25 protein-coding genes and 1 other RNA gene are annotated in these 25,086 nt (G+C 65.7%); 7 read left to right on the top strand and 19 right to left on the bottom strand.

What is annotated here, in order from left to right; all coding sequences use genetic code 11:
* Positions 1–334 precede the first annotated feature (334 nt).
* Positions 335–985, top strand: a complete 651-nt coding sequence (locus tag CJ014_RS14530; RefSeq protein ID WP_100081206.1) for an HD domain-containing protein — start codon at positions 335–337, stop codon at positions 983–985.
* 66 nt (positions 986–1,051) lie between these two features.
* Here the strand turns inward: CJ014_RS14530 and CJ014_RS14525 are convergent, their stop codons facing one another.
* From CJ014_RS14525 to CJ014_RS14515, 3 genes are read right to left on the bottom strand one after another with little or no spacing between them, the layout of a single operon-like run.
* Positions 1,052–1,591, bottom strand: a complete 540-nt coding sequence (locus tag CJ014_RS14525; protein WP_342588552.1) for an NUDIX domain-containing protein — start codon at positions 1,589–1,591, stop codon at positions 1,052–1,054.
* A gap of 1 nt (position 1,592) precedes the next feature.
* Positions 1,593–2,276 (bottom strand): response regulator transcription factor, encoded by a 684-nt coding sequence (locus tag CJ014_RS14520; RefSeq protein WP_100081205.1) that lies wholly within the window; start codon positions 2,274–2,276, stop codon positions 1,593–1,595.
* 33 nt (positions 2,277–2,309) lie between these two features.
* Entirely contained in the window at positions 2,310–3,977 is a 1,668-nt protein-coding gene (locus tag CJ014_RS14515) for an electron transfer flavoprotein-ubiquinone oxidoreductase (protein ID WP_100081204.1), read from the bottom strand.
* Positions 3,978–4,053: 76 nt separating this feature from the next.
* On the opposite strand from CJ014_RS14515, the gene CJ014_RS14510 reads away from it, so the two are divergent.
* A complete protein-coding gene (locus CJ014_RS14510) occupies positions 4,054–5,100 on the top strand; it encodes a uracil-DNA glycosylase (protein WP_245427358.1) in 1,047 nt (348 codons plus the stop codon).
* 169 nt (positions 5,101–5,269) lie between these two features.
* Here CJ014_RS14510 and CJ014_RS14505 read toward each other — a convergent pair whose 3' ends face one another.
* The 8 genes from CJ014_RS14505 to radA all read right to left on the bottom strand — a co-directional run bounded on the left by CJ014_RS14505 (position 5,270) and on the right by radA (position 13,141).
* Entirely contained in the window at positions 5,270–5,824 is a 555-nt protein-coding gene (locus CJ014_RS14505; RefSeq protein WP_100081203.1) for a flavodoxin family protein, read from the bottom strand.
* Between the two features lie 301 nt (positions 5,825–6,125).
* Positions 6,126–6,506, bottom strand: an RNA gene (gene rnpB / locus CJ014_RS14500) — RNase P RNA component class A.
* 356 nt (positions 6,507–6,862) lie between these two features.
* A complete protein-coding gene (locus CJ014_RS14495) occupies positions 6,863–7,462 on the bottom strand; it encodes a lytic transglycosylase domain-containing protein (protein WP_100081202.1) in 600 nt (199 codons plus the stop codon).
* Between the two features lie 150 nt (positions 7,463–7,612).
* A complete protein-coding gene (locus CJ014_RS14490; RefSeq protein WP_100081201.1) occupies positions 7,613–8,368 on the bottom strand; it encodes a peptidoglycan recognition protein family protein in 756 nt (251 codons plus the stop codon).
* Positions 8,365–9,105, bottom strand: coding sequence for an SDR family NAD(P)-dependent oxidoreductase (locus CJ014_RS14485; protein ID WP_425351922.1), 741 nt, complete (start codon positions 9,103–9,105; stop codon positions 8,365–8,367). The genes CJ014_RS14490 and CJ014_RS14485 overlap by 4 nt, the downstream gene beginning before the upstream one ends.
* 15 nt (positions 9,106–9,120) lie before the next feature.
* Positions 9,121–10,590 (bottom strand): amidophosphoribosyltransferase, encoded by a 1,470-nt coding sequence (gene purF / locus CJ014_RS14480; protein WP_100081199.1) that lies wholly within the window; start codon positions 10,588–10,590, stop codon positions 9,121–9,123.
* Between the two features lie 327 nt (positions 10,591–10,917).
* A complete protein-coding gene (locus tag CJ014_RS14475; protein ID WP_100081198.1) occupies positions 10,918–11,598 on the bottom strand; it encodes a CvpA family protein in 681 nt (226 codons plus the stop codon).
* A gap of 121 nt (positions 11,599–11,719) precedes the next feature.
* Positions 11,720–13,141, bottom strand: coding sequence for a DNA repair protein RadA (radA, locus tag CJ014_RS14470; RefSeq protein ID WP_100081197.1), 1,422 nt, complete (start codon positions 13,139–13,141; stop codon positions 11,720–11,722).
* A 277-nt stretch (positions 13,142–13,418) separates the two neighbouring features.
* Here radA and CJ014_RS14465 point away from each other — a divergent pair, with 277 nt between their 5' ends.
* Positions 13,419–13,682 carry a hypothetical protein gene (locus CJ014_RS14465; RefSeq protein WP_100081196.1) on the top strand — a complete coding sequence of 88 codons (264 nt, stop codon included), beginning with the start codon at positions 13,419–13,421 and terminating at the stop codon, positions 13,680–13,682.
* Between the two features lie 75 nt (positions 13,683–13,757).
* On the opposite strand, the gene CJ014_RS27565 is transcribed toward CJ014_RS14465, so the two are convergent.
* The 3 genes from CJ014_RS27565 to CJ014_RS14455 all read right to left on the bottom strand — a co-directional run bounded on the left by CJ014_RS27565 (position 13,758) and on the right by CJ014_RS14455 (position 15,508).
* Positions 13,758–13,997: a hypothetical protein gene (locus CJ014_RS27565; RefSeq protein ID WP_133121858.1), complete on the bottom strand. Its 240-nt coding sequence runs from the start codon at positions 13,995–13,997 to the stop codon at positions 13,758–13,760.
* Between the two features lie 194 nt (positions 13,998–14,191).
* The gene (locus tag CJ014_RS14460; protein WP_100081317.1) at positions 14,192–14,626 is read right to left on the bottom strand and encodes a CBS domain-containing protein; all 435 of its coding nucleotides are present in this window, start codon (positions 14,624–14,626) and stop codon (positions 14,192–14,194) included.
* A gap of 126 nt (positions 14,627–14,752) precedes the next feature.
* Entirely contained in the window at positions 14,753–15,508 is a 756-nt protein-coding gene (locus CJ014_RS14455; protein WP_100081195.1) for a rhomboid family intramembrane serine protease, read from the bottom strand.
* Positions 15,509–15,974: 466 nt separating this feature from the next.
* On the opposite strand from CJ014_RS14455, the gene CJ014_RS14450 reads away from it, so the two are divergent.
* The 4 genes from CJ014_RS14450 (at position 15,975) to CJ014_RS14435 (ending at position 19,415) form a co-directional block, all read left to right on the top strand.
* Complete coding sequence (locus CJ014_RS14450) at positions 15,975–16,640, top strand: PAS domain-containing protein (protein WP_100081194.1); 666 nt, start codon at positions 15,975–15,977, stop codon at positions 16,638–16,640.
* A gap of 92 nt (positions 16,641–16,732) precedes the next feature.
* Positions 16,733–17,350 carry a PilZ domain-containing protein gene (locus CJ014_RS14445; protein ID WP_100081193.1) on the top strand — a complete coding sequence of 206 codons (618 nt, stop codon included), beginning with the start codon at positions 16,733–16,735 and terminating at the stop codon, positions 17,348–17,350.
* Positions 17,351–18,094: 744 nt separating this feature from the next.
* Positions 18,095–18,610 carry a transglutaminase-like cysteine peptidase gene (locus tag CJ014_RS14440; protein ID WP_100081192.1) on the top strand — a complete coding sequence of 172 codons (516 nt, stop codon included), beginning with the start codon at positions 18,095–18,097 and terminating at the stop codon, positions 18,608–18,610.
* 481 nt (positions 18,611–19,091) lie between these two features.
* Positions 19,092–19,415, top strand: coding sequence for an ArsR/SmtB family transcription factor (locus CJ014_RS14435; protein ID WP_100081191.1), 324 nt, complete (start codon positions 19,092–19,094; stop codon positions 19,413–19,415).
* Positions 19,416–19,732: 317 nt separating this feature from the next.
* Here the strand turns inward: CJ014_RS14435 and CJ014_RS14430 are convergent, their stop codons facing one another.
* The 5 genes from CJ014_RS14430 to hydA all read right to left on the bottom strand — a co-directional run bounded on the left by CJ014_RS14430 (position 19,733) and on the right by hydA (position 25,082).
* Positions 19,733–20,716: an ABC transporter substrate-binding protein gene (locus CJ014_RS14430; protein WP_425351921.1), complete on the bottom strand. Its 984-nt coding sequence runs from the start codon at positions 20,714–20,716 to the stop codon at positions 19,733–19,735.
* Between the two features lie 46 nt (positions 20,717–20,762).
* Positions 20,763–21,632 (bottom strand): ABC transporter permease, encoded by an 870-nt coding sequence (locus tag CJ014_RS14425; RefSeq protein WP_100081190.1) that lies wholly within the window; start codon positions 21,630–21,632, stop codon positions 20,763–20,765.
* Positions 21,632–22,531 (bottom strand): ABC transporter permease, encoded by a 900-nt coding sequence (locus tag CJ014_RS14420; RefSeq protein WP_100081189.1) that lies wholly within the window; start codon positions 22,529–22,531, stop codon positions 21,632–21,634. The genes CJ014_RS14425 and CJ014_RS14420 overlap by 1 nt, the downstream gene beginning before the upstream one ends.
* A 30-nt stretch (positions 22,532–22,561) precedes the next feature.
* The gene (locus CJ014_RS14415; RefSeq protein WP_100081188.1) at positions 22,562–23,341 is read right to left on the bottom strand and encodes an ABC transporter ATP-binding protein; all 780 of its coding nucleotides are present in this window, start codon (positions 23,339–23,341) and stop codon (positions 22,562–22,564) included.
* A 286-nt stretch (positions 23,342–23,627) separates the two neighbouring features.
* Entirely contained in the window at positions 23,628–25,082 is a 1,455-nt protein-coding gene (gene hydA / locus CJ014_RS14410) for a dihydropyrimidinase (protein ID WP_100081187.1), read from the bottom strand.
* Positions 25,083–25,086 lie beyond the last annotated feature (4 nt).

Genomic DNA, 25,086 nt, shown 5'->3' with positions numbered 1-25,086 from the left:
ACAAGGGGGAGAGGGCTCGTCGAGCTGAACGGAGCGAACTTCAGGCCGGTAGAGGTTACTGGCGCATACTGCCGTTGGCAGCAAGACTTCTTCGGACGCCCCCATGACACGCCTCACCGGCAAAGGCTAGGCACTCGTTATTTTTGACGAGGAAAGCTGCCCGCCAGTGTTCGGCGAGCGGCTTTTTTGTTTCGATCCGCGAAACCAAAGTCAACTTGAAATCGTTACGATTGTGGCCGTGCTTTTTTTGCGCGTATATTCCACGAAAAAGCTTGGCATATAAGACTTTCGGCGTATGCTGATGCCCACAACTTTCGCTAACGGATGAGCGCTGTTGACCTTTTCGCTGTTCTCTCCGCACGACCGCCTCGCTTCCCTTCTTCTGCCTCACTCGGGCGCTTGCGTCTGCTCCACCGACGGCAGCCACGATTTCTCCCACATTCTGCGGGTGTGGAAGAATGCCACCGTCATCTCCGACAACGAGGGCGGCGATACCGAGATCCTGGTGGCGGCCGTGCTGCTGCATGATTGCGTCGCCGTCGAGAAGAACTCGCCGGACCGGCCCCTGGCGTCCCGGCTGTCGGCGCAGAAGGCGCGCGACATCCTGGCCGATATCGGCTGGGAGGCGGAACGGCGGGAAAAGGTGGCGCATGCCATCGAGGCGCACAGTTTTTCCGGCGGCATCGAGCCGGTCACGCTGGAGGCCCGCATCCTGCAGGACGCCGACCGGCTCGACGCCATCGGCATGATCGGCGCGGCCCGCTGCTTCTACGTCGCCGGCCGGCTGAACAACCATCTTTACGACGCCGGCGACCCCTCGGCCGAAGAGCGGCCGCTCAACGACAGCCGCTTCGCGCTCGATCACTTCATAACCAAGCTGTTCAAGCTCTGCGAAGGCTTCAAGACGGCGACCGGCCGCCGGCTGGCCGCCGAGCGCCACGCCCGGCTGCAGCGCTTCTACGACGACCTGCTGGAAGAGATCTGAGGCGATCTAGTCTTTTGTTTTCGCATCGGATTTTCCGAAAACCGAATTCCACTTTTCGGTCCGATGCTATAGCAATCCCTTCAGCCGGATCAGGCCGAACGCCGCCACCGTGGTGGCGTCGCGGATGGTGCCGTCGGCGATCATCGCCTCGACCTCGGCAAGCGGAAAGGCGCGGGAGACGAGATCGGCTTCCTCGGCTTCGAGGGCGGCAGCGCCCTGCTCCAGGTCCTCGGCCAGGAAGATGTGATAGCGCTGCGACGAATAGCCGTAGGCGAGGAACAAGTCGCCGACGCGCGTCATCTTTTTGGCAACGATGCCGGTCTCTTCCGAGAGTTCGGCGCGGGCGACCTCCTCGGGCGGCACGTCCGGCCGCGTTTCCCAGGAGCCTTGCGGCAGCTCCCAGTAGCGGCCGGCGACCGGATAGCGATACTGCTCGACGAGATGGATCAGGCGGCGCGGCCGGTCGATGGCAGCGATGGCGACGAAATCCGGCTTCTCGACGACGCCGTAGAGACCGCGCGAACCGTCCGGCCGCTCGACGGCGTCCTCGCGGACGCGCATCCAGCGGTTTTCATAGACGACGCGGCTGCCGACAGAGCGGATCACCTCAGATCAGGCCGTGCTCGGCCATCCAGGCGGAGGTGATGGCGGCCTGGCTGCGCGAGGTGATCTTCAGCGTCTCGAGGATCTTGCCGACGTGCGCCTTGACGGTCGCCTCGGAGATGCCGAGCTGGTAGGCGATCTGCTTGTTGAGAAGACCGTCGCCGAGAAGCTGGAACACCTTGAGCTGCTGCGGCGACAATTCGGCCACCAGCGCCGAACGCTCCAGCACGGCCTGCGACACCGCCGAATTGTCGGCGCCGACCTCGATGATGGTGCCGCCGTCGAGCACCGTCTCGATGGCCGCCGCCAGCATGTCTTCCGACGACCGCTTGCCGATGAAGGCGCGGCAGCCGAGATCGAGGCAGCCTTGCGCCAGCTCCTCGCCGGAATTGGAGGAATAGACGGCCACGAAGGCTTTCGGCGCCAACGAGCGAATGTGCTTGATCGTGTCGAGGCCGCGCATGCCGGGCATGACGAGGTCGGTAATGACCAGCGTATTTTCACCGGTATCGAGAACGGCGTCAGCCAGCTCGTCGTAACTGGTGGCGAGAATCGGCTGCCGGAAGCCGAAGCGTTTCTTCAGGATGCGCACAACCGCCGACTGGATGATCGGATGGTCCTCGGCAACGATCGCCGTCCAATTCTGGCCGACATCGGCCGATTGCGCATCTTCTACCCGCTCGCTCATCAATCCACCCTACCCGCTAGAACGAAATGACCATTACATGTTTGGATAATTGGGTCCTCCCGCTCCCTCCGGGACCGCCCAATCGATGTTCTGGTTGGGGTCCTTGATATCACAAGTTTTGCAGTGAACACAGTTTGGGGCATTGATTACATAACGCGGCCCGCCGGTTGGCTCGTCCACCCACTCGTAGACGCCGGCCGGGCAGTAGCGGGCCGACGGGCCGGCGAACACGTCGAGCTCCGAAACCTTCTGCAAGTCCGGGTCCAGCAGCTTCAAATGCACCGGCTGGTTCTCCTCGTGGGCGGTGCCTGACAGGAAGACCGACGACAGCCGATCGAAGGTGAGCTTGCCGTCCGGCTTCGGATAGACGATCGGCTTGAAGCGCGCAGCCGGCTTCAGGCAGTCGGCGTCGGTCTTGCCGTGCCGCAGGGTGCCGAAGGGCGAGACGCCGAACAGCGTTTCCAGCCACATGTCGAGGCCGCCGAGGCCGATGCCGAGCAGCGTGCCGAACCGCGACCACAGCGGCTTGACGTTGCGCACGCGCTTGAGGTCCTTGCCGATGGCCGATGCCCGCCAGCCGGCGTCGTAGGGCGTCAGTTCGTCGCCCGAGCGGCCGGCGGCGATGGCCTCGACCACCGCGTCGGCGGCGAGGATGCCCGACTGCACCGCGTTGTGGCTGCCCTTGATGCGCGGCACGTTCATGAAGCCGGCCGAGCAGCCGATCAGCGCGCCGCCGGGAAAGACGAGCTTCGGCACCGACTGCCAGCCGCCTTCGGTGAGCGCCCGCGCGCCGTAGGCGACGCGCCGGCCGCCCTCGAAGGTGCCGCGGACGAGCGGATGCGTCTTGAAGCGCTGAAATTCCTCGAAGGGGGAAAGATAGGGGTTGTCGTAGTTGAGATGAACGACGAAGCCGACGGCCACCTGGTTGTTCTCGAGATGGTAGAGGAAGGAGCCGCCGCCGGTGCCGCCGCCGAGCGGCCAGCCGAAGGAATGCTGCACCAGGCCGGGCTTCGCCTTGTCCGGCGCGATATCCCACAGCTCCTTGAGGCCGAGGCCGAATTTCTGCGGCTCGCGGCCGTCGTCCAGCCGGTAGCGGGCGATCAGCTTCTTGGACAGCGAACCGCGCGCCCCCTCGGCGAACAGCGTGTATCCGGCGAGAAGCGCCATGCCGCGCTGGAAGTTGGGGCCGGGCGTTCCGTCCTTTTGAACGCCCATGTCGCCGGTGGCGACGCCGATCACCCTGTTGTCGTCGTCGTAGAGCACCTCGGCGGCGGCAAAGCCCGGGTAGATTTCGACGCCGAGCGCCTCGGCCTTCTGCGCCAGCCAGCGGCAGACGTTGCCCAGCGACACCGCATAGGCGCCGTGGTTGCTCATCAGCGGCGGCAGCAGCAGGTTCGGCAGGCGGATGCCGAACTTTTCGAACAGGAAGAAGAAGCGGTCGTCGGTGACCGGCGTCTTGAACGGCGTGTCCGGATCGTCGCGCCAGTCGGGCAGGAGAGCCGAGATGCCGGAGACGTCCACCACGGCGCCGGAGAGAATGTGGGCGCCGACCTCCGAGCCCTTTTCGAGCACCAGCACGGAAACGTCCCGACTGCTCGCGGCGGCCTGCTGCTTCACGCGAATGGCGGCGGCGAGGCCGGCCGGGCCGGCGCCGACGATCACCACGTCGAATTCCATGGATTCGCGCTCGGGCAGGGTCATGAATGTCTCTCTTTTCGGCAACTGATCGCCAACGTCGCGTGCATCATCCGCGCCAATGTCGCCCGGCGAAGCCTGGGTGAAAACACCGGTCTGCGCATCGCAGCCCTTCAACCACGATCCGCGGACGCGATCAAACGCTTTCGGGCGGAACGCCGCCAGGCACGGCTCCGACGTTCCCTCGGCGATCATCCTGCTCTATAGAAGGGCCATGCCGTCCGATCCGACGCCCCCCTCCCCCGGCCTCGACGCCGCCGCAGCCCTCTTCGAATGGTATGCGGCGATGGGCGTCGACGTGACGCTGGCCGAGGCGCCGCTCGATCGGTTCCAGGAGAGCGCCAGGGCGAAGGCGGCGGCGGAAAGCCAGGCGGCCCGGCGACAGTCGCCACCGCAGCCGGAAGCCCGGCGCCCGCTGCCGGCGGCCGAATTCCCGCCGCCGGGCGCACCGGCCCGCCCGGCCGCCGCCTCGAGCCAGACGGCGCAGGTGCCGACCGAAGCCACGGTGATGCAGGCGCGCGCCGCCGCCCAGTCGGCGAAGACGCTCGACGAGCTCAAGGCGCTGATCCAGGCCTTCGACGGCTGCAACCTCAAGCTCACCGCCAAGAACACGGTATTCGCCGACGGCAACCCGGCCGCCAAGCTGATGCTGGTCGGCGAGGCGCCCGGCCGCGACGAGGACATCGCCGGCCGCCCCTTCGTCGGCCGTTCCGGCCAGTTGCTCGACCGCATGCTCGACGCCATCGGCTACAGCCGCGGCCACAACGCCTATATCGCCAACGTCATCTACTGGCGTCCGCCGGGCAACCGCGACCCGTCCGACGTGGAGATCGCCATCTGCCGGCCGTTCATCCTGAGGCAGATCGAGCTGATCGACCCGGCGCTGATCGTCTTCCTCGGCGCCCAGCCGGCCAAGGCGCTCTTGGGCGGCGAGGCGGTCAAGCAGGGCATCAACAAGCTGCGCGGCCGCTGGTGCGAACTGGAGATCGGCGGCAAGCGCTTCAAGGCGCTGCCGACCTTCCATCCCGCCTATCTCCTGCGGACGCCGATCAAGAAGCGCGAGGCGTGGCGGGACTTCCTGACGGCCAAGCTGTTCCTCGAGAACGGCGGCATGCTGCCGCCGGCCTGACGGATGGCAGAAAGGCGGCAACCCGGCCGGGCCGCCGCCTTCGGACTTTTCGGCCTTCTCGCTAGAGCGTTTCCGTGTTTCATGGAAACGCAGAACCGCTCTATCTTATTGAATTAACGCATTTTCTTCACGCGAACCGGTATCCACTTCGCTCGAAAATGCTATAGGATCAGTTCAGCAGCTTGCCGGCCACCGACGCGACGCGGGCACCGTAGGCGCGGGCCGTCTCGAGATCGCCCGTCGGCACCTCGTTGGCGCCGGCGTCGGACGGCGTCGAGACCAGCAGCCCGACCGAGCCGCCCAGGTTGTTGACGTCGTCGCGGGTCGCCGCCTTGGTGTTGGCCGGCAACAGGCCGAGGCTGACCCAGATGCCGCCGTGCTGGGAGGCCAGCGTCTGCAGGCCGATGAGCGTCACCTGCTTGTCGCCGTTGAGGCTGGCGGAATTGGTGAAGCCGCCGAACACCTTGTCCTGCCACTTGCGGGTAAACCAGGCCTTGGAGGTGGCGTCGGCGAATTTCTTGAACTGCCAGCTCGAGTTGCCCATGTAGGTCGGCGTGCCGAAGATGATGGCGTCGGCCGCGTCCAGCTTGGCCCAGCCCGCTTCGCTGACGTTGCCTTCGGCGTCGATGGGCACCAACTCGGCACCGGCGCCGGCGGCGACTTCCCTGGCGACCACTTCGGTGTGGCCATATCCCGAATGATAGACGATTGCGACCTTAGCCATATCAGACCTGTTCCTTCGCGGGGTGCCGGCCCCGCCATTGACGAGCGCCGGGAGGTGGCGCGTGACTGGTGGCAATCCGGCGAGTTTGCGATGCGACCGCTCGCAGCGCAGAGCCCTCACAAGCACCTTGGCAAAAGTGCTTAAGCCGAATTGTGGATATAGGAATAGGTTTGCCGGTGGATCGCTTCAAGAAAAGCCATTCCGCCTTTCGGTCAACATACTGTCAATCGATAGTGAACAAACGTAAGGCGCGCACCGGCTATGCCCCCTGTCGGCGGCGACGCGGCAAAGCGCGAGAATAAAGGCCAGTCGGTCTGTAAGCCGGGTTCTGTGAGCGGTTTCCCGCCCGACGACCATTCATCTGGGGCGGCCGTTGCCGGACGCCTCGTGCAACCAACCCGGACGACTGGCCCGGAAACAGGCTGGGCCTTCGCCCGCGTCATCCCTATTCGGTCTTGCTCCCGGTGGGGTTTGCCATGCCGGTCCCGTTGCCGGTCCCGCGGTGGTCTCTTACACCGCCTTTTCACCCTTACCCCGGCGCACCGGGGCGGTTCGATCTCTGTGGCACTTTCCCTGAGGTCGCCCTCGCCGGGCGTTACCCGGCACCGTGTTTCCGTGGAGCCCGGACTTTCCTCCCGGACGGGCTTTCGCCGCTTGTCCGCGCGGTCGTCCGACCGACTGGCGGGGAGCCATGTGGCATGCCCCCGCCGGAAGGTCAAGGCCGAGGCCATCGCCTGTCGGCGATCGCCCGGCTTTGATCCTGCCTCAGTCGCCGGCGGGCCTCCGGCCCTTGGCTTTCGCGCTTCGCGCGGGCGCCGCTTGGCGCCGGAAGCCGCCAAAGGCGGCTTCGATATTGTTTAGCCTCAATCGCCGGCGGGCCTCCGGCCCTCGGCTTCCGCTTCGCGCGGCGCCGCTTGGCGCCGGAAGCCGCCGAAGGCGGCTTCGATATTATTTTAGCCTCAATCGCCAGCGGGCCTCCGGCCCTCGGCTTCCGCTTCGCGCGGCGCCGCTTGGCGCCGGAAGCCGCCGAAGGTGGCTTCAGAGCGAGGCGACGTAAGTGGTCACTTCGGAGCAATAGGCGCGGGACGTGCGGTTCATGCGCGTCGCGCCGTGGCCGGCATTGTAGCGCAGGATGGTGCCGCAGGTGTCGCCGCCGGCCAGCTTGTAGGCGCCGGCCAGATAGGCCATGCCCCACTTGAGATTGGTCTCGACGTCGTAAAGACCGGCGGCCGTGCCGGTGTAGCCGAGGCCGCGCGCGGTCTGCGGCTTGATCTGCATGAGGCCGATCTCGCCGTGGCGGCCGCGCGCCCTGGGATTGAAGCGGCTTTCGTGGCGGATCACCGCCTCGGCCAGTTCGGCCGGCAGGCCGGCGGCCTTCGCATGGGCGGAGATACGGCCGCGCAGGGTGGCGCCAGGCCCTCCCTTCGGAGCGGAGGTGTCGAATTTCTCGGCGGTGACGGTGTTCGGCTTGCCCTTCACGCCGAACAGCAGCTCGAAGATGTTGTCGGGCTTTTCGTCATCGGCGACGGCGGCCGGCGCTTCGGCCTTGGCGGATCGGGCCGTGTCGGCCAGGGCGGGCACCACGAGGGCGCCGGTGAGAAACAGCGTGGCGGTGGCAAACGTCTTGATCAGTGTCATGCGGTCTCGGTTCCATTGCCTCCCAGCGATGGGGGCAAGGAACTGCCGGACAAATCGGGCCATGCGGGGCCGTCAATGTGGCGCATGCCAGCCATGCGGCCGCGAAATTGTCCGCATGTTCGCCGCATTGATCGCGCAGCCGGCAAAGCATCAGACGGCTGACGAAGCCTCGAAGACGGCGGCGACGCGGGTCAGCGTATCCAGGGTCGAGGCATCGGCGCGGCCATCGATATGGGCCGGCCGCCAGTGGCGCTGAAAGGCGCGAACGACGGTCTCGGTGCGCTGGTCGAAGACGCCGGAGAGCGGCGCGTCGAAGCCGATCCCCAGAAGAAGCCGCTGGAGTTCCTGCACCTTTTCGTTCTCGTCGCCACGCGAGGACGCCAATCCGTGGTCGAACGGTGCCGGCGGCACCCAGAGGCCGATACCGAAAGCGGCGCACCATTCCCAGGGGAACAGCTCGCCCGGATCCTCCTTGCGATCGGGGGCGATATCGGAATGGGCGACCACCTGGTGCGGCGGAATGAAATGGCGCGCGAAGATCGAGCGGCACAGCCCGATCACCGCCTCGATCTGCCGGTCCGGAAACGGACGGTAGCCGAACTCGTGGCCGGGATTGGCGATCTCGATGCCGATGGAACGCGAGTTGAGGTCGGTGACGCCCCGCCAGAAGGAGCGCCCGGCGTGCCAGGCGCGCCGGCTCTCGTCGACCAGTTGGAAAACGCGGCCGTCCTCGAACACGATATAGTGGCTCGACACCTGCGAGCGCGGATCGCACAGCCAGTCGCGGGCGCCCTCTTCCGAGCGCATGCCGGTGTAGTGCAGGACCAGATGATCGATGGCGCTGCCCGGCGGCCGATGGCCGGAATTGGGCGAAGACCAGGCGCGACCGATATCGTGAGGGCTCATTGCGGCGGCTGCAGCTTCTTCCACGAGAGCGTCGGAAAGTCGTAAAGCGCGCCGCTCCGCCCATCGGTCACCTCGAGGATCGAGACGATATGCGGCGCGAGATCGGCGGGGGTTGCGAGCGTGTCCGGGTCCTCGCCGGGCATGGCCTGGGCGCGCATGCGCGTCCTGAGCGGTCCGGGGTTGAGGAGATTGACGGCAATGCCGAAGTTCCTGACTTCCTCGGCATAGGCCAGGGCAAGCGCGTTGAGCGCCGCCTTCGAGGCGGCGTAAAGGCCCCAGAAGGGCGCGCCCTTCCAGGCGGCGGCCGACGAGACGAACAGGCAGCGGCCGGCCTCGGACTGGCGGAGGAGCGGATCGAGCGAGCGGATCAGCCGGTAATTGGCGGTGACGTTGATCGCGAAGGTCTGATCCCACTTCCTGGGGTCGATGTGTCCCACCGGGGCAAGGCCGCCGCCCAGCAGGCCGGCGTTGCCGAGAAGGGCGTCGACGCGGCCGAAGCGCTGGTTCAGCGCCGCGCCGAGTTCGTCGATGCGGGCCGGATCGGCAAGGTCGAGCGGCACCAGCGAGGCGGAGCCGCCGGCATCGCGGATGGCGTCGTCGAGCTCCTCGAGCCCGCCCTGCGTCCGGGCGACGGCGACGACATGCCAGCCGGCGCGGCCGAGCGCCAGCGCCGCCTCATAACCGATGCCGCGCGAGGCGCCGGTCACCACCACGATGCGTTTTTCAGTCACCCTCACCCCTCCCGTGGGCGGTCAGCCGGCGTCGGCCAGCAGCGAAAGCTGGCGCACCGGGCCGGAGCCGGCGGCGTCGGTCAGCGTCGTCGGGTAGTCGCCGGTGAAGCAGGCGTCGCAATACTGCGGCAGCTCGTTGTTGCGGACGGCGGAGCCGACGGCGCGGTAGAGGCCGTCGATCGACAGGAAGCCGAGGCTGTCGACCTGGATGTAGCGCGTCATTTCCTCGATCGACATGCGCGAGGCCAGGAGCTTGCCCTTCTCGGGCGTGTCGACGCCGTAGAAGCAGGAATCGGTGGTCGGCGGCGAGGCGATGCGCATGTGCACCTCGGCGGCACCGGCCTCGCGCATCATCTGCACGATCTTGAGCGAGGTGGTGCCGCGGACGATCGAGTCGTCCACCAGCACGATGCGCTTGCCCTCGATCACCGTGCGGTTGGCGTTGTGCTTCAGCTTCACGCCCATGTGGCGGATGGTGTCGGTCGGCGCGATGAAGGTGCGGCCGACATAGTGGTTGCGGATGATGCCGAAATCGAAGGGTATGCCGGATGCCTCGGCAAAGCCGATGGCGGCCGGGGTGCCGCTGTCGGGCACCGGGATCACCACATCGGCAACGGCCGGCGTCTCGCGGGCGAGCTCGGCGCCGATGCGCTTTCTCACCTGGTAGACCGATGTGCCGGCATAAACCGAGTCCGGCCGGGCGAAATAGACATATTCGAAGATGCAGAAGCGAGACGGCCGCCGCTCGAACGGGCGAAGGCTCTCGATGCCGCGCTCGGTGACCACCACCATTTCGCCCGGCTCGATCTCGCGGACGAAATGGGCGCCGATGATGTCGAGGGCGCAGGTCTCGGAGGCGAGGATGACCGCGCCGTCGAGATCGCCGAGGATCAGCGGCCGGATGCCGAAGGGATCGCGGCAACCGATCATCTTCTCCTGGCTCATGCAGACGACGGAATAGGCGCCCTCGACGACGCGCAGCGCGTCGACCACCTTGTCGACCATCGCCGCCTTCTGGCTGGTGGCGACTAGGTGGAGGATGGTCTCGGTGTCGGACGTCGACTGGAAGATGGCGCCCCGGCGCTGAAGGTCGCGCTGGATGGTCATGGCGTTGGTCAGGTTGCCGTTGTGGGCCAGCGCGAAGCCGCCGGCCGACAGCTCGGCGTAAAGCGGCTGAACGTTGCGCAGGCCGGAGCCGCCGGTGGTGGAGTAGCGCGTGTGGCCGATCGCCCGGTCGCCCGGCAGGCGGGCCAGCACCTTGGCCTTGGTGAAGTTGTCGCCGACGAGGCCGATGTGCCGCTCGGTGTAGAATTCCTTGCCGTCGAAGGTGGTGATGCCGGCCGCCTCCTGGCCGCGATGCTGCAGGGCATGCAGCCCCAGCGCGGCGAGCGCCGAAGCGTTTTCCACGCCGAACACGCCGAACACGCCGCATTCCTCGTGGAAACGGTCGTCGGCATCGGCGGCGAACGGGTCGAGGGTGAAATCGTCCATGGTTGGCCTACCCACTTTCGAGATTTCATCTGATCCCGACCGATTGCCACGCAAGGCCGGGGATGCCGGAAAATCCGCGACGCCACGCCGGATCTTCCAAAATAAGGACCGCAAGACCCGATCGGCCGGATCCGCAATGACGGCGCGGTTCCGTCCAACGCCCGGGGACGCCCGAAGATCGTCGCGCAGGCAGGCATATAATGCATCCGGCGCCGTCTTCAAAACGTCAAATGCGCCGGACCGATCCGACGCATTCGCATATCGTCCTCCCAAGACCGCCCGGAGACACGTCAGACGGCCGCCGGAGTAGACTTTCCAGACGGCCTCTCACGGCTTGGGCGCGGTGGTGGTCGACTGGATGAGCTGGTCGAGGCCGTTCTGTTCGCCCGGCCTGTAGGCGCCATCGTCGGGCGCCGCGTTGCCGGGCGCGGCATCATCGGCCGGCGGCTGGCTTTCGTCGCCGTCGGGAACGGGCGAGCCGTCGTCGAGGCTGGGATTCTGGAACTGGTCGAGGATCTGCTTTTCGGGATCCTCGGGCAGCGCCGCCATCAGCTGGGCGCCGAGCGCATTGAGCAGCGGCCGCGACTTGGCCTGGGCGACCCAGGTCGGCTGGGACGCCTCGTCGTGAATGAACCAGTTGAAGAACAGCATGCCGACGACCACCAGCAGGAGGCCGCGCGCCGCGCCGAACACGAAGCCCAGCGTGCGGTCGAGCGGGCCGATGCGGCTGTCGAGCACGTAGTCGGAGATGCGCATGGTGATGAAGCTGACGATGATCAGCGTTATCACGAAGACGCCGCCGGCCGAGGCCACCAGCGCCAGCTGCTTCTGCGAGATATGCGGCTGAACGAAGGGCAGGACGTCGTCGTAGAGCAGGAAGGCGGCGACCGCGGCGGCCACCCAGGCGGCGATCGACAGCACCTCGCGCACGAAGCCACGGATCATGGCGAGCAACGCCGAGATCAGCATGACCACGATGAGGATCCCGTCGAGTAGCGTAATCGACATCTCTGCCCCTTTGGCGCGGAAGCCCGGCCCTGATTCCTTCACGCCGATACCGAACTAACGGTAATGGTCCGAACTCGCAAATTCAATCAACGGACGGCGGCGACGCCTTTCGCCGTTTCGCTTATCCACGCTGCTCGCGGCGCGGCGGCGCCGCGCCGGCCCCATCGGCGGCGATGCGCGTGACGAGATCGACCAGTTGGGCGACGGCCGCCCGCCTCAGGCCGGCCGGCGCCTCGCCGCTCGCCAGCTTCGGCCCCACCGCCCGCGCGAAACCCAGCTTCTCCGCCTCCTTGAGGCGGGCGGCCGCGTGCGCTACCGGCCGAACGGCGCCCGACAGGCTGACCTCGCCGAAATAGACGCAGTCATGGCCGAGCGGCGTGCCGGCCAGCGAGGAAACCAGCGCGGCGGCGACGGCGAGGTCGGCGGCCGGCTCTTGAATGCGCAGGCCGCCGGCAACGGCGAGATAGACGTCGTGCTGGCCGAACCGCACGCCGCAATGGGCCTCCAGCACGGCGAGGATCATGGCGAGCCGGCTGCCGTCCCAGCCGACGACGGCGCGGCGCGGCGTGCCGAGCGAGGTCGGCGCCACCAGCGCCTGGATCTCCACCAGCATCGGCCGGGTGCCCTCCATGCCGGCGAACACGGCGGCGCCGGCCGACGAGCCGTCGCGCTCGCCCATGAACAGCTCCGACGGGTTCGGCACTTCCCGCAAGCCGCCGCCGGTCATCTCGAACACGCCGATCTCGTCGGTGGGGCCGAAGCGGTTCTTGACCGACCGCAGCACGCGGAAATGGTGGGCGCCGTCGCCCTCGAAATAGAGAACGGCGTCGACCATGTGCTCGACGACCCTGGGGCCGGCGATCGAACCGTCCTTGGTGACGTGGCCGACCAGGACGACGGTGGCGCCGCTTTCCTTGGCGTAGCGGACCATGGCCTGGGCGGCGGTGCGCACCTGCGTCACCGTGCCCGGGCCGGACTCGACCACCTCCGTCCACAGCGTCTGGATGGAATCGATGACGACCAGATCGGGCACCGGACCGTCGGCGAGCGTCGTCAGGATGTCCTCGACGGAGGTTTCGGCGGCGAGCGACACCGGCGCGTCGGAAAGGCCCAGCCGCTCGGCCCTGAGGCGCACCTGCGCCACCGCCTCCTCGCCCGACACGTAGACGACGCGCGCGCCCTTGCGGGCCAGCGTCGCCGCCGCCTGGATGAGCAGGGTCGACTTGCCGATGCCTGGATCGCCGCCGACGAGCAGCGCCGATCCCCGGACGAAGCCGCCGCCGGTGACGCGGTCGAGCTCGACGATGCCGGATTCGAGGCGCGGCGTCTGGGCAATCTCGCCGGACAGTTCCACCAGCGGCACGACGCGCCCCTTGCGCATCGGCCTGCCCTTCTGACCGAAGACGGCCGAGCCGATGCCGACGCCGCCGCCCACTTCCTCGACGAAGGAGTTCCAGGCGCCGCAGGCCTCGCACTTGCCCACCCAGCGCGGACTGACGGCGCCGCAGGACTGGCAGACGAATTGGGTGGTGCGCTTGGCCATGACATCTCCGACGCGGGAATCGCCCCTCGTCCGAGAAAGCTGCGAACAGGGTTGACGAAACATGACCGAATGTTCCTGTTTTGTCCACAGCAAATCGACGGCTTCTCCCATGCGCTCCGGGAAAATCTTCTTCAATGCAAAGGCTTGAGGTTGGCCGCCGCCGAGGGGCCGACGAAGGTGGCGGGCCGGTGAGACGCCTTAGTTTTGTCGTCATTAGCCAACAAATAACGCTTCTCGCGTATGTGTTCTCCCGTATTCGGGAGCCAGGGACCGTGCCATGAACCCGACCAAGACCATGATCGCCGACGCTATCCGCCGCTTCCATTTCGAGGCCACGCCGGCCTGGACCAGCCTTGCCGCCGGGGGCGCCGCTCCCGAGCTCGATCGCATCGAGGCGCATTCCAATACGATCAGCACCGTCGACTGCCTGTTCGACGGCAACGCCACCATCGTGCTGAAGGGCGAGCGCGCCCTCTCCGCGCGCATCTTCGGCCGCTTCGATTCCCGGCGCGCCGAAGTCGAGCGCATCATCATCGCCTGAATGCGAAGTCCAAAGAGAAAAGCCGACCAGCGGGCTGCCGCCGATCGGCTTCTCGAGGACTGGACCTGCGCGATTTCAGATGACGCCGGCCACGATGGCAACGACGAACAGAAACGCGGCGCAGACGACGAGGGTGTTGAGGCTACGGGTCAGGCTCATCGCGGGTCTCCTTCGTGCCTTCACGATCTTCAAGTCGCCGGGCAAGCCGCCTTCCTGACGATCGCCGAAACAGAACGTTTCAACCTGTTCATGAGCTCCGCCGCTGGCGGAACCGTTGTTCGCGCGGCCACCCGCGTCGCGAGACAGGCCGCCCACCCAATCGACCGGGCTTGACGAAAATCTTAGCGGCCTCGCGCCGAAGCGCAACCAATTTTGGCCCAATCGCTATGGGCAATAAGGCGATAGCGTTCTAACTTCCTACCCTGAAAGCGAAATTTATTGCCACGCGACGCGATTCCGCGCCGCATGCCGGGGAAAACCATGCCCGAACCGATCGCTGGGCGGCCGATTCAGGTGGTGAAAAGGTAATTGCGGATCTCGGACGCCTGATGCTCGATGTCGGCGACACGATGCTTGACGACGTCGCCGATCGACACCATGCCCACCAGCCTGCCGTCCTCCACCACCGGCAGATGACGGAAACGGCCGGCGGTCATCGTGTCCATCAGATCCTCGACCGTATCGTCCCGCGTGCAGGTGCTGACCTTGCGCGTCATGTGCGCGGTGGCGAGCTCCTCGAGCACGCGCGCGCCATGCAGGGCCAGCGATGCGACGATGTCGCGCTCCGACAGGATGCCGATGACGCGGCGATCTTCATCGATGAAAATCAGCGCGCCGATCCGGTTGCCGGCGAGTCTCGCCACCGCCTGGCCAAGCGACATCGAACGATCGCCGGTGATCACGTCTTCGCCCTTGGCGGACAGAATTTGCTTGACGGTCGTCATTTCCATCCCTCCAGCTTGTCCCCGACGAGGAAGGCCGCCTGTCGGTCGGCGGCTCGCTCCTCGTTTTCCCGCATGAAGGATGGAATGAATCGGGCGGTCTGGCAAGCCCGACCTAGGGATTTTCCCTTAGCCGGGCCGGTTCGCCGCCGACGACCGGGGATCGAACAGCGAGAACAGCAGGATACCGGCGATGTAGCCGAGCGCGTTGTGCAGCAGCATCCGCCCGTCGAGGCCGGAGGAGGCATAGAGCACGGCGAACAGCGTGTTGGCCGCGAAGATGAAGCCGAGCAGTTGCAGCACCCGGACATCCGACCACATCTCGACGATGCCGAGCGCCGGCTGTCGCCAGGCGTCGCCGCCCATGGTCATGATGCCGCCCAGGCCGGCGGCGTAGATGAAGCGGATGGCCGCGCCGAGCAGGGCTGCCACGACGAAGTTCGGGCCGAGCAGCACCGCCTGGGAATCCCTGGCGAGCAGCCAGAACAGGCCGGCGCCGACGACGGCGGCCGTCGCCGAGAAGAAGATGAAGCGCCACGCTCCGAAGCGGCGCGCCACCGCGGTGCCGAAAGCCGTCAGCCAGAGAAGATCGAACACCAGGCTGGACGGCGTCGGACTCAGGAAGACGTAGGTGAACGGGCTCCACAGACCGGCCGGCCAGCCGCCGGGAAACCCGACGCCCGACGCCAGGTACTGGTAGCGCATCGGCGTGAAGCAGAAGGTGAGCAGGAAGGTCGCGACCCCGTCCCCGCCGAGATACCAGGTGCGGCCAACGAAAATGCCGACCGACAGCAGGATGAAGGCGAGGATCACCCGAGGCAGGTTGAACATCGGTTGCTGATTGTCGTTATCGCTCTGCATCGCGGCTTCCTCGATGCCCGCCATGCCGCGAGCTCCGACAGCGCTTTATCGCAAAGACGGAAGCGGTGCCAGAGCGCAGTCAAAAAGGCACAGCGGCAACGCAGCGGTGCCGCGATGGAGCAGCCGGCGGCCGAGGAACCGATCCTTCAAAATGCATCCATTGCGATAACCGGCCATAAACCAAATCCGACACAAAGCGTTCGGCCCTCCGCGACCGACGCGTTTCTTCAGAGTTAATATAACGTCATTGCCGGAATTTGCCCCTTTCTAGCAAGGGTCGAGGGAGCGACCACGCTACACGCATTCATTTTTCAACCGCCGATCCCCTTTCCCCCGAGAACAGTGGGGACAACGGACATCTTCTGGCACGCAGCCTGCTCAGGACCCATCAGTTGGTTTAGGACGTGTTGCCCCTGTGCCGAAATGGCATGGCGCCGCGTCCCATCACAGGCAAATCGAGCCGGGTCGCTCTGGTCTTGCGGGGATTTCGATGAAAAGCGTCGTCGCGCGTTCTCTTTATGAATATTGGACGAACCTGCGCGGCCGGCGGGCGGCGCCGGAGCGCAACGAAGTGGACCCGGCCGCCATCCGCGGCATTCTCGGCGATACCTTCATCCTCGAGGCGCTCGACCGCCAGACCTATTCCTTCCGCCTGGCCGGCACCCGCATTTGCGCCGCTTACGGCCGCGAGCTGAAGGGGCGCAACGTGCTCGACTTCTGGTCGGGCAAGGATCGGGAATCCATCGCCTGCCTGCTGGCGGCGGTGGTCGAGGACGGCGCCGCCGCCGTGTTCGGCCTCAGCGCCACCAACGACCGCGGCCAGATCATGCCGGTGGAGGTGATTTTCCTGCCGCTCAGGCACCAGGGAGCGAACCACACCCGCATCCTCGGCTGCTTCGCGCCGATGGACCAGCCCTATTGGCTCGGCCTCTATCCCGTCGTGCGGCAGCCCTTGCAGAGCCTGCGGCTGATCTGGCCGGACGAGAAGCCCGCCTTCCTGCTGAACAGCGAGAAGGTCGACGGCACGCACGGCCGGGCTCCCGTCCGCCACGAGCCGCCCTCGCTCAGCATCGATCGCAGCCGGCCCGCCGCCCACACGCTGCCGGGGCGGACCTTCCGCCATTTCCGCGTCATCGAGGGCGGCCGGGCCGACTGATCCGGTCGCACGCCCACTAAACTTAATCTTAAGGTTGGATGCTTACCGTTACATGGAAAGTGGCCGGATCTGGCCGACCAGTGGACAGCGGCATGGCAACCCTCGCGGCTACGGCGCCTCTTCGTGCGAGCAGATTTCCCAAACCGGAACGTCGGCGGTTTCAGCGCGTAAAAATCGACGTGCTCGGCCGCTTCATGCTGCCCAACCGCAACGAATATCCCTGCCAGGTCCAGGACATGTCGCCCGGCGGCGCGGCGCTGATAACGCCGGTCGCCGGCGATGTCGGCGAGCGGGTCGTCGCCTATCTCGACCATGTCGGCCGCATCGAGGGGCAGATCACCCGGCTGTTCGAGGGCGGCTTCGCCATGACGGTGAACGCCACGGCCGGCAAGCGCGAGAGGCTCGCCGCCCAACTGACGTGGCTCGCCAACCGCGATACCCTCAACCTGCCCGAAGACCGGCGCCACGAACGCATCACGCCGCAGCGCCCGTTCTCCAACCTGGTCCTGCCCGACGGGCAGGAAAGCCGCTGCAAGATCATCGACGTGTCGCTTTCCGGCGCGGCCGTCGCCACCAACATCCGGCCGCCGCTCGGTACCTCGGTCACGCTCGGGCGCATGCGGGCCCGCGTGGTGCGCCACTTCAGCGACGGCATCGCCGTGGAATTCGCGATGCTGCAGTCCGAGGACATGCTGAAGAACAATCTCTGACGACGGCGCGGTATCGCCGCGTCTTCCAGAGCGACGGACGCCCGGATAGATCCGTGCAGCGTACCCGGGGCGCCGACCTATCCCTTTGTTCCCATGTATAGAGCTGTCATCGAACGTTCGCGTACTCGGGCTGCCGCTCTAGTCTTTGTTGGTGCATCGGATTTTGCCGAAAGGCGGAGCCACTTTCGGTCCGATGCTCCGGCGTTTCCCCTTCGATAACCACGCCTCGATTTCCTCACAGGCCGGCCGTCATCCCGCCGGACCGCCGGCGACGCCTGCGCCTGTCCGAGGCGAACCAGTGCGCCCGCCTTCGTCTTTCCGGAAACACCGCATCTGTGCCAACGGAGGACACCTCCCTCTGGCAGGGTTAATGCAGCTTCGAGAAGCGGCAGTACCGAAACCGGACAGGACGGAGAGTCCGGGCCGGGTGGCAACCCATCGGTCCGTCAAGCGTTAACGCCTGGATCGGCCGGGCCGGGCCATGGTGGATGGGAAGTAAATATGACCGTTCTTATTAGTATAAACAAACCCTAAAACAAGACGAAAATTTTCGTAAACAGATCATTTCCAAGATAATGGCGTTTTGATTTTTCTATTTCACGCGACCGAAAAACAACTGTGTCATTCTCCTGACAACAACAGGGAGACGTCACGACGATGATAAAGATCGCGACGCTAACAAGAACGGTTCTGTGTTTTTCGGCCATGCTTGCCGCTCAAACCGGCTGGGCTACCGAAAAGCTGATGAGCATCCACGGCGTCGCGGCCCCTCCGGTCGGCTACGTGCAGTTCTGCGCCACCTATCCCGCCGATTGCCGGCCTCAAAAGGACATCGACCAGGTCGTCACCCTGACCCAGGCGGTATGGAACCAGCTCAACCAGGTCAACACGGCGGTCAACACCGCCGTGCTGCCGGCCACCGACATGGAAATCTACGGCGTACTCGAACGCTGGGACTATCCCAAGCTCGCCGGCGACTGCGAGGACTACGTGCTCGAAAAGCGGCGGGACCTGATACAGTCGGGCTGGCCGCAGAGCGCGCTGCTGATCACCGTGGTGCGCGACGAGACCGGCTCCGGTCACGCGGTTCTGACCGTCCGCACCAATCGCGGCGACGTGGTGCTCGACAACAAGACGGACAAGATCCTCGTCTGGGCCGACACGCCCTATACCTATCTCAAGCGTCAGTCGACGCGCGATCCCAATAGCTGGGATCTGATCGAGGATGCCCGCACCTCGTTGGTCGGCTCGCTGAAGTGATCGCTATCCTGCCGGCGTCGCCGTATCCGGATCGGATGCGGCGACGTTTCGATTCCCGAGCCGGCGGGCCGCGGACCGGAAAAGGGAAGCTCGCCGATGAGACGCCCTCAGGTGATCGCTCGGATTTCCTCAAGAAAATTTACTAGAGTAAAAACAACCAATGGTTTAGGATTCTCCGGACTGCAGATTCCCCCGCTTGGCGATCGTCCAAGCCCGCTTCACGCGATGGCCGCCTACCTGTTTGAAATCCCCCGGCAAATTCACCGTTTCTAAAATCTCCCCGCAAATCTCTCCAACCGATATTTTGTTCACCATATTTCGCCTTTTGGTTCTCTTTGTTATTTTTGCTCGCCAAGATTACGAACGCCGGCCGGACTACCTCACCGTAGTCAACCAAACGCCTCTGACTCGTCTTGTGTTTCCTTACAGTTGACGATTTATTGTCAGGGAAGGCACCTCTCGTGTCGAGGTGAACTGAGCCATGCAAGACACAAGTCAGAACGATTCAGTTGACGACGGAAGGGTGGCCGTCCCGTTGCTGATCCACGACCTCTGCCGCACCGTCCGGGCGCTGTCCCATGAACAGCGTCTCGCCATTCTGGTGCATCTTTCCCGCAAGGAATGCTCGGTCGGCGAGCTGGAGCGGAAGCTCGACCTTCCGCAACCTGCGGTATCACAACAGCTCGCCCGTCTCAGGTCGGACGGCCTCGTCCTGACCCGTCGCGACGGACGGACCATCTATTATTGCGCCCACCGCCAGCGCCTCGGCGATTTTCTGGCCGGACTGAACCGACTTCTCGTTTGAATTCAGGCCTCGACCCGGCAACGTTTGCCATCGGCCGTGCCCTCCCCGAGGCCATGCGCCGTTCCGACGAACGCTAGAGTATTTCCGGCGAAAACAGGTTCGCCGGAAATGCTCCATCTCTTTGATTAGCCGCAATTTCGGACGCAAAACCGGTTCCCGCTTTTGCTGAAATTGCTCCAGGCGTCGCTTATCTTGTTGTCGTTACAGCGTTATGAGGAAAAACCGGCGCCGCCTTCCGGACGACGCTCCCATATCGTTGCAAAGCGCCGCGCGGAGCGTCCCTCCGCGCGGCGTGATCTTCCAACAGCCGGCCGTCGTCACTTCAGCGCGGCGTCGGTGATCTCGTGCGTCCAGGCGCCTTCCGGCTTCTTGGTGATGATCTTCTGGTCGAGCACCGCCTTCTCGGTACGGGCATAGGCGGCCTCGTCGAGCACGCCGGTGGAATCTCCCAGGAGCTTGGCGACCTCCTTGATCATGTAGAGCTGGTGCTCCTTGGTCTGGGCGCCGGTGGTGTCGTTGTCGAGCACGATGTCGGCCGCGTCCTCGGGATTGTCCTTGGCGTAGGTCCAGCCCTTCATGGAGGCGCGGACGAAGCGGACGAGCTTGTCCTTGAGGGCGGCGTCCTTCAGGCTCGGCTCCAGCACGTAGAGGCCGTCCTCGAGAAGATTGTCGCCCATCTCGGTGTAGGAGAAGACGGTGAGCTTGTCGGGCGTATAGCCGGCGTCATAGGCCTGGCCGAGCTCGTTGTAGGTCATGACGTGGATGCAGTCGGCCTGCTTCTGGATCAGCGGCTGCACATCGAAGCTCTGCTGCAGCACCTTGACGCCGTCGGCGCCGCCTTCGGTGCTCAGGCCGTATTTGTTCATCAGGGCGAAGAACGGCACCTCGTTGCCGTAGAACCAGACGCCGATGGTGTGGCCCTTGAAGTCCTCCACCTTCTTGATCGGGCTATCGGCCGGACAGATGATCTCGAGGCCGGCGTTCTTGTAGGGCTGGGCGATGTTGACGAGCGGCACGCCCTTTTCGCGGGCGGCCAGCGCGGCGCCCATCCAGTCGACGATCACGTCGGCGCCGCCGCCGGCGATGATCTGCTCGGGGGCGATGTTGGGGCCGCCGGGCTTGATCTCGACGTCGAGCCCCTCGGCCTCGTAGTAGCCCTTGTCTTTCGCGACGAAATAACCGGCGAACTGGGCCTGCGTCACCCATTTCAGTTGCAGCGTCAGCTTGTCGGCGGCTTCGGCCCCGAAGGCCGTCAGCGCCAGGGCACTGGCAAGAGCCAGCTTGGTCATGGTGTTGGTCATGTCGTTCCCCTTTTTTGATTGCCGGCGGCGGTTGCCGCCGCCGGGTTCACCTCTGCCCTTTGCGGACAGACGGATGCCAGAAGGTCACGCGCCGCTCGACGAGCGCGATGACGCCGTAGAAGACCGACCCGAGAATGGCCGCGACGCCGATTTCCGCCCAGACCATGGCGGTGTTCATGCGGCCCATTTCGGTGGAGATGCGGAAGCCGACGCCATAGGTCGGCGCGCCGAAGAACTCGGCGACGATGGCGCCGATCAGCGCCAGCGTCGAATTGATCTTCAGCGCGTTGAAGATGAACGGCCAGGCGGCCGGCAGGCGCAGGCGGCGCATCTCGTCGCCCCAGGTGGCGGCGTAGGTGCGCATCAGGTCGCGCTCCATATGGCCGGCGGCGGCGAGCCCCGCCTCGGTGTTGACCAGCATCGGGAAGAAGGTCATCAGCACGATGACCGCCGCCTTGGATTGCCAGTCGAAGCCGAACCACATGACGGCGATCGGCGCGACGCCGACGATCGGCAGCGCCGACACGAAGTTGCCGAGCGGCAACAGGCCGCGCTTCAGGAAATCGGAACGGTTGATGACGAGCGCCGCCAGAAAGCCGAGACCGCAGCCGACGACGTAGCCCGACAGCACCGACCTGACGAAGGTCTGCATCACGTCTTCCCACAGGGTCGGCAGCGCGTTGGCCGCCGCCGCCAGGATGACCGACGGCGCCGGCAGCAGGATTTCCGGGATGCCGAAGCCGCGCGTCACCAGCTCCCACTCGGCGATGAGCATGACGCCGAACAACAGCGGCACCGCAAGGTCGACGAAGCGCCGCGTCGCCGGCAGCCTCTCGCCCAGGTGGACGAGGTAGACGCACAGCCAGGAGATGCCGAGCGCGACGCCGAGGATGGCGATCAACAGGAGGAGGAGCATCAGGCGGCCCTCCGCTCGGGACGGGCGCCCATCAGGCGCATGACGAGGCGCTCCGACCAGCCGACCACCAGCACCAGCATGCCGGCGAGGAAGGCGGCGGCGAACAGCGCCGCCCAGATCTGGATGGTCTGACCGTAGTAGGAGCCGGACAGCAAGCGGGCGCCGAGGCCGGCCACCGCACCGGTCGGCAGTTCGCCGACGATGGCGCCGATCAGCGAAATGGCGATGCCCACCTTGAGCGAGGCGAACAGGAAGGGCACCGATGCCGGCCAGCGCAGCTTGGTGAACACCTGCAGCTCGTCGGCGTTGTAGGTGCGCATCAGGTCGAGGTGGATCGCTTCCGGCGAGCGCAGCCCCTTCACCATGCCGACCACCACCGGGAAGAAGGAGAGATAGGTGGAGATCAGAGCCTTGGGCAGCAGGCCGGAGATGCCGACGGCGTTGAGCACGACGATCAGCATCGGCGCCACCGCCAGGATCGGCACCGTCTGGCTGGCGATGATCCAGGGCATCAGCGACTTGTCCATCACCTTCTGGTGGACGATGCCGATGGCCAGCAAGATGCCGAGGAGGGTGCCGAGCAGGAAGCCGAGCAGCGTCGCCGACAGCGTCACCCAGCCATGGTAGACGAGGCTGCGCTTGGAGGCGATCGACAGGCCGGCCGTGCTCTTCCACAATTCGGCGATCACCTGGTGCGGCGCCGGCAGCAGCGGCTTGTCGAGCGCCCAGGACCGGTACCAGGTCGCCGACGGGGTGAACGCGAGGCCCTTCAACTGCGCCTCGGCCACCACCATGGAATGGTTCATGAACAGGGCCGCGACGTACCAGAGCGCGATGATGACGGCGATGACCGTCAATACCGGAACGACGCTGTGGCGGAAGAAGGAGGGCTTGATCATGCCGCCGCCCTCCCCGCCCGCGGGATGACCTCAGTCGTCATAGCTGTGCCCCGCTCTCAGGCCGTCGCGCACCCGCTGGGCGAGCTTCAGGAATTCCGGCGTCTCGCGGATGTCGAGCGGCCGGGGGCCGCGCGGCAGGTCGCTCTCGACAATGTCGTGGATGCGGCCGGGGCGCGGGCTCATCACCACGATCCTGGTCGAGAGATAGACGGCCTCGGGGATGGAGTGGGTGACGAACACCACCGTCTTCCTGGTCTTGGCCCAGAGCTGGAGAAGCTGCTCGTTGAGGTGGTCGCGGACGATCTCGTCGAGGGCGCCGAACGGCTCGTCCATCAACAGCAGGTCGGGCTCGACGGCAAGGGCGCGGGCGATCGAGGCGCGCTGCTGCATGCCGCCGGAAAGCTGCCAGGGGTATTTCTTCTCGAAGCCGGTGAGGTTGACCAGCGCGAGGTTGCGCTCGATGCGCTCCTGCTGCTGGGCGCGGGTGAGGCCCATGATCTCCAGCGGCAGCGCCACATTCCGGGCGATGGTGCGCCAGGGATAAAGGGCGGGCGCCTGGAAGACGTAGCCGTAGGCGCGATCGAGGCGGGCCAGTTCCGGCGTGGTGCCGTTGACGGAAATGGCGCCGCCGGTCGGCCGTTCGAGGTCGGCGATGACGCGGAGCAGCGTCGTCTTGCCGCAGCCCGACGGGCCGATGAAGGAGACGAAGTCTCCCTTGGCGATCGTAAGGTCGATGTTGGAGAGCGCCTGTACCGGCCCGTCGCCGGTCTCGAAGGTCAGGGATAGCGCCTCGATGTCGATGACGTTCATGCTTGCCGGCACCCCGAGCATCCATTCGGAAAGAGCGGATGCATGACGATAGAGGACTGGAGCGAAAGTCCCCGCGGTTCGATCGACGTTCGCTCCAACTCAAGATGAGGACACAGCCGCCCGCTCGGCCGGCCGCCACAGGCGACCACCTCGTCCGCCACCCCGGATGGCCCGGGCCGGCACGGCCAGATATGCAAACTTCACCCGACCGACGCGCCGCGCCTCTCGCCGCATCGGCCGGTACCCGGCCGAAATCAAAGCAAGAAGCGGGCCGGCCGGGCCGATTTCAGATGCCGGTCGCCGGAATGCCGGCACGCTCGACGCGCCGCGGCGACACGATGTCCTTCCACTGGCCGAGCGCCTTGGCGACCGCCGTGAACGGCTTGCGCGGCACGAACTTGCCGTGGCCTTCCTCGGTCTTCATGGTGGCTTCCTCGACCACCACCTTGCCGCGGGACAGCGTGAAGCGCGGCAGGCCGGTCACCTCGTAGCCGTCGAACACGTTGTATTCGATCACCGACTGCTGGGTCTTCGGCGAGATGACCTTGGAGCGCTTGGGATCCCAGACCACGAGGTCGGCATCGGCGCCGACCAGCACCGCGCCCTTCCTCGGATACATGTTGAGGATCTTGGCGCTGTTGGTGGAGGTGACGGCCACGAATTCGTTCATGGTCAGCCGGCCGGTTCGCACGCCGTAGGTCCAGAGCAGCGGCATGCGATCCTCGAGGCCGCCGGTGCCGTTGGGGATCTTGCGGAAGTCGCCGAGGCCGTTGCGCTTCTGGGCGATGGTGAAGGTGCAATGATCGGTGGCGACGCAGCTCAGCGAGCCGGCGGCGAGGCCGGCCCACAGGCTGTTCTGATGCAGCTTGTTGCGGAACGGCGGGCTCATGACGCGGGCGGCCGAATGGTCCCAGTCGGGATTGGCGTATTCGCTGTCGTCGAGCAGGAGGTGCTGGATCAGCGGCTCGCCGTAGACGCGCATGCCCTTCTGGCGGGCACGGCGGATCGCCTCATGCGCCTGCTCGCAGGAGGTATGGACGACGTAGAGCGGCGCGCCGGCCATGTCGGCCAGCATGATGGCGCGGTTGGTCGCCTCGCCCTCGACCTCGGGCGGCCGGGAATAGGCGTGCGCCTCGGGGCCGGTGTTGCCCTCGGCGTAGAGCTTGGCCTGCATCTGGGCGACCACGTCGCCGTTCTCGGCGTGCACCAGCGGCAGGCCGCCGAGCTCGGCAAGGCGCTGGAACGACTGGAACATCTCGTCGTCGTCCACCATCAGCGAGCCCTTGTAGGCCATGAAATGCTTGAAGGAGTTGATGCCCTTCTCCTCGATGATCACCTTCATCTCGTCGAAGATCTCTCTGTTCCACGAGGTGACGCACATGTGGAACGAATAGTCGCTGTTGGCGCGGCTCGCCCGGTTGTGCCAGCTCTGGAGGGCGCTCAGCATCGACTCGTCGGGGCGCGGCGTGATGAAGTCGACCACCATGGTGGTGCCGCCGGCGAGGCCCGCCCGGGTGCCGCTGTCGAAATCGTCGGCCGAATAGGTGCCCATGAAGGGCATCTCCAAATGGGTGTGCGGATCGATGCCGCCCGGCATGACGTAGCAGCCGGTGGCGTCCAGCACCTCGTCGCCCTTGAGATCGGGACCGATCGCGACGATGCGCTCGCCCTCGATCAGGACGTCGGCTTCATACGTCAGATCGGCGGTGACGATGGTTCCACCCTTGATGACCTTCGACATGGTT

Source organism: Pleomorphomonas carboxyditropha (assembly GCF_002770725.1).
Taxonomy (GTDB): Bacteria; Pseudomonadota; Alphaproteobacteria; order Rhizobiales; family Pleomorphomonadaceae; genus Pleomorphomonas; species Pleomorphomonas carboxyditropha.
This window is presented reverse-complemented; position numbering and strand designations above follow the sequence as displayed.

Coding starts and splice junctions, on each gene's coding strand:
- CJ014_RS14490 (WP_100081201.1), bottom strand. CDS start 8,368: ATGAGCCCTCACGATATCGGTCGCGCCTGGTCTTCGCCCAATTCCGGC.
- CJ014_RS14505 (WP_100081203.1), bottom strand. CDS start 5,824: ATGGCTAAGGTCGCAATCGTCTATCATTCGGGATATGGCCACACCGAA.
- CJ014_RS14420 (WP_100081189.1), bottom strand. CDS start 22,531: ATGATCAAGCCCTCCTTCTTCCGCCACAGCGTCGTTCCGGTATTGACG.
- CJ014_RS14440 (WP_100081192.1), top strand. CDS start 18,095: ATGAGCATCCACGGCGTCGCGGCCCCTCCGGTCGGCTACGTGCAGTTC.
- CJ014_RS14520 (WP_100081205.1), bottom strand. CDS start 2,276: ATGAGCGAGCGGGTAGAAGATGCGCAATCGGCCGATGTCGGCCAGAAT.
- CJ014_RS14455 (WP_100081195.1), bottom strand. CDS start 15,508: ATGGCGGGCATCGAGGAAGCCGCGATGCAGAGCGATAACGACAATCAG.
- hydA (WP_100081187.1), bottom strand. CDS start 25,082: ATGTCGAAGGTCATCAAGGGTGGAACCATCGTCACCGCCGATCTGACG.
- CJ014_RS14435 (WP_100081191.1), top strand. CDS start 19,092: ATGCAAGACACAAGTCAGAACGATTCAGTTGACGACGGAAGGGTGGCC.
- CJ014_RS14465 (WP_100081196.1), top strand. CDS start 13,419: ATGAACCCGACCAAGACCATGATCGCCGACGCTATCCGCCGCTTCCAT.
- CJ014_RS14430 (WP_425351921.1), bottom strand. CDS start 20,716: ATGACCAACACCATGACCAAGCTGGCTCTTGCCAGTGCCCTGGCGCTG.
- CJ014_RS14460 (WP_100081317.1), bottom strand. CDS start 14,626: ATGACGACCGTCAAGCAAATTCTGTCCGCCAAGGGCGAAGACGTGATC.
- CJ014_RS14515 (WP_100081204.1), bottom strand. CDS start 3,977: ATGACCCTGCCCGAGCGCGAATCCATGGAATTCGACGTGGTGATCGTC.
- CJ014_RS14475 (WP_100081198.1), bottom strand. CDS start 11,598: ATGTCGATTACGCTACTCGACGGGATCCTCATCGTGGTCATGCTGATC.
- radA (WP_100081197.1), bottom strand. CDS start 13,141: ATGGCCAAGCGCACCACCCAATTCGTCTGCCAGTCCTGCGGCGCCGTC.
- CJ014_RS14425 (WP_100081190.1), bottom strand. CDS start 21,632: ATGCTCCTCCTCCTGTTGATCGCCATCCTCGGCGTCGCGCTCGGCATC.
- CJ014_RS14495 (WP_100081202.1), bottom strand. CDS start 7,462: ATGACACTGATCAAGACGTTTGCCACCGCCACGCTGTTTCTCACCGGC.
- CJ014_RS14450 (WP_100081194.1), top strand. CDS start 15,975: ATGAAAAGCGTCGTCGCGCGTTCTCTTTATGAATATTGGACGAACCTG.
- CJ014_RS14445 (WP_100081193.1), top strand. CDS start 16,733: ATGGCAACCCTCGCGGCTACGGCGCCTCTTCGTGCGAGCAGATTTCCC.
- CJ014_RS14415 (WP_100081188.1), bottom strand. CDS start 23,341: ATGAACGTCATCGACATCGAGGCGCTATCCCTGACCTTCGAGACCGGC.
- purF (WP_100081199.1), bottom strand. CDS start 10,590: ATGGACGATTTCACCCTCGACCCGTTCGCCGCCGATGCCGACGACCGT.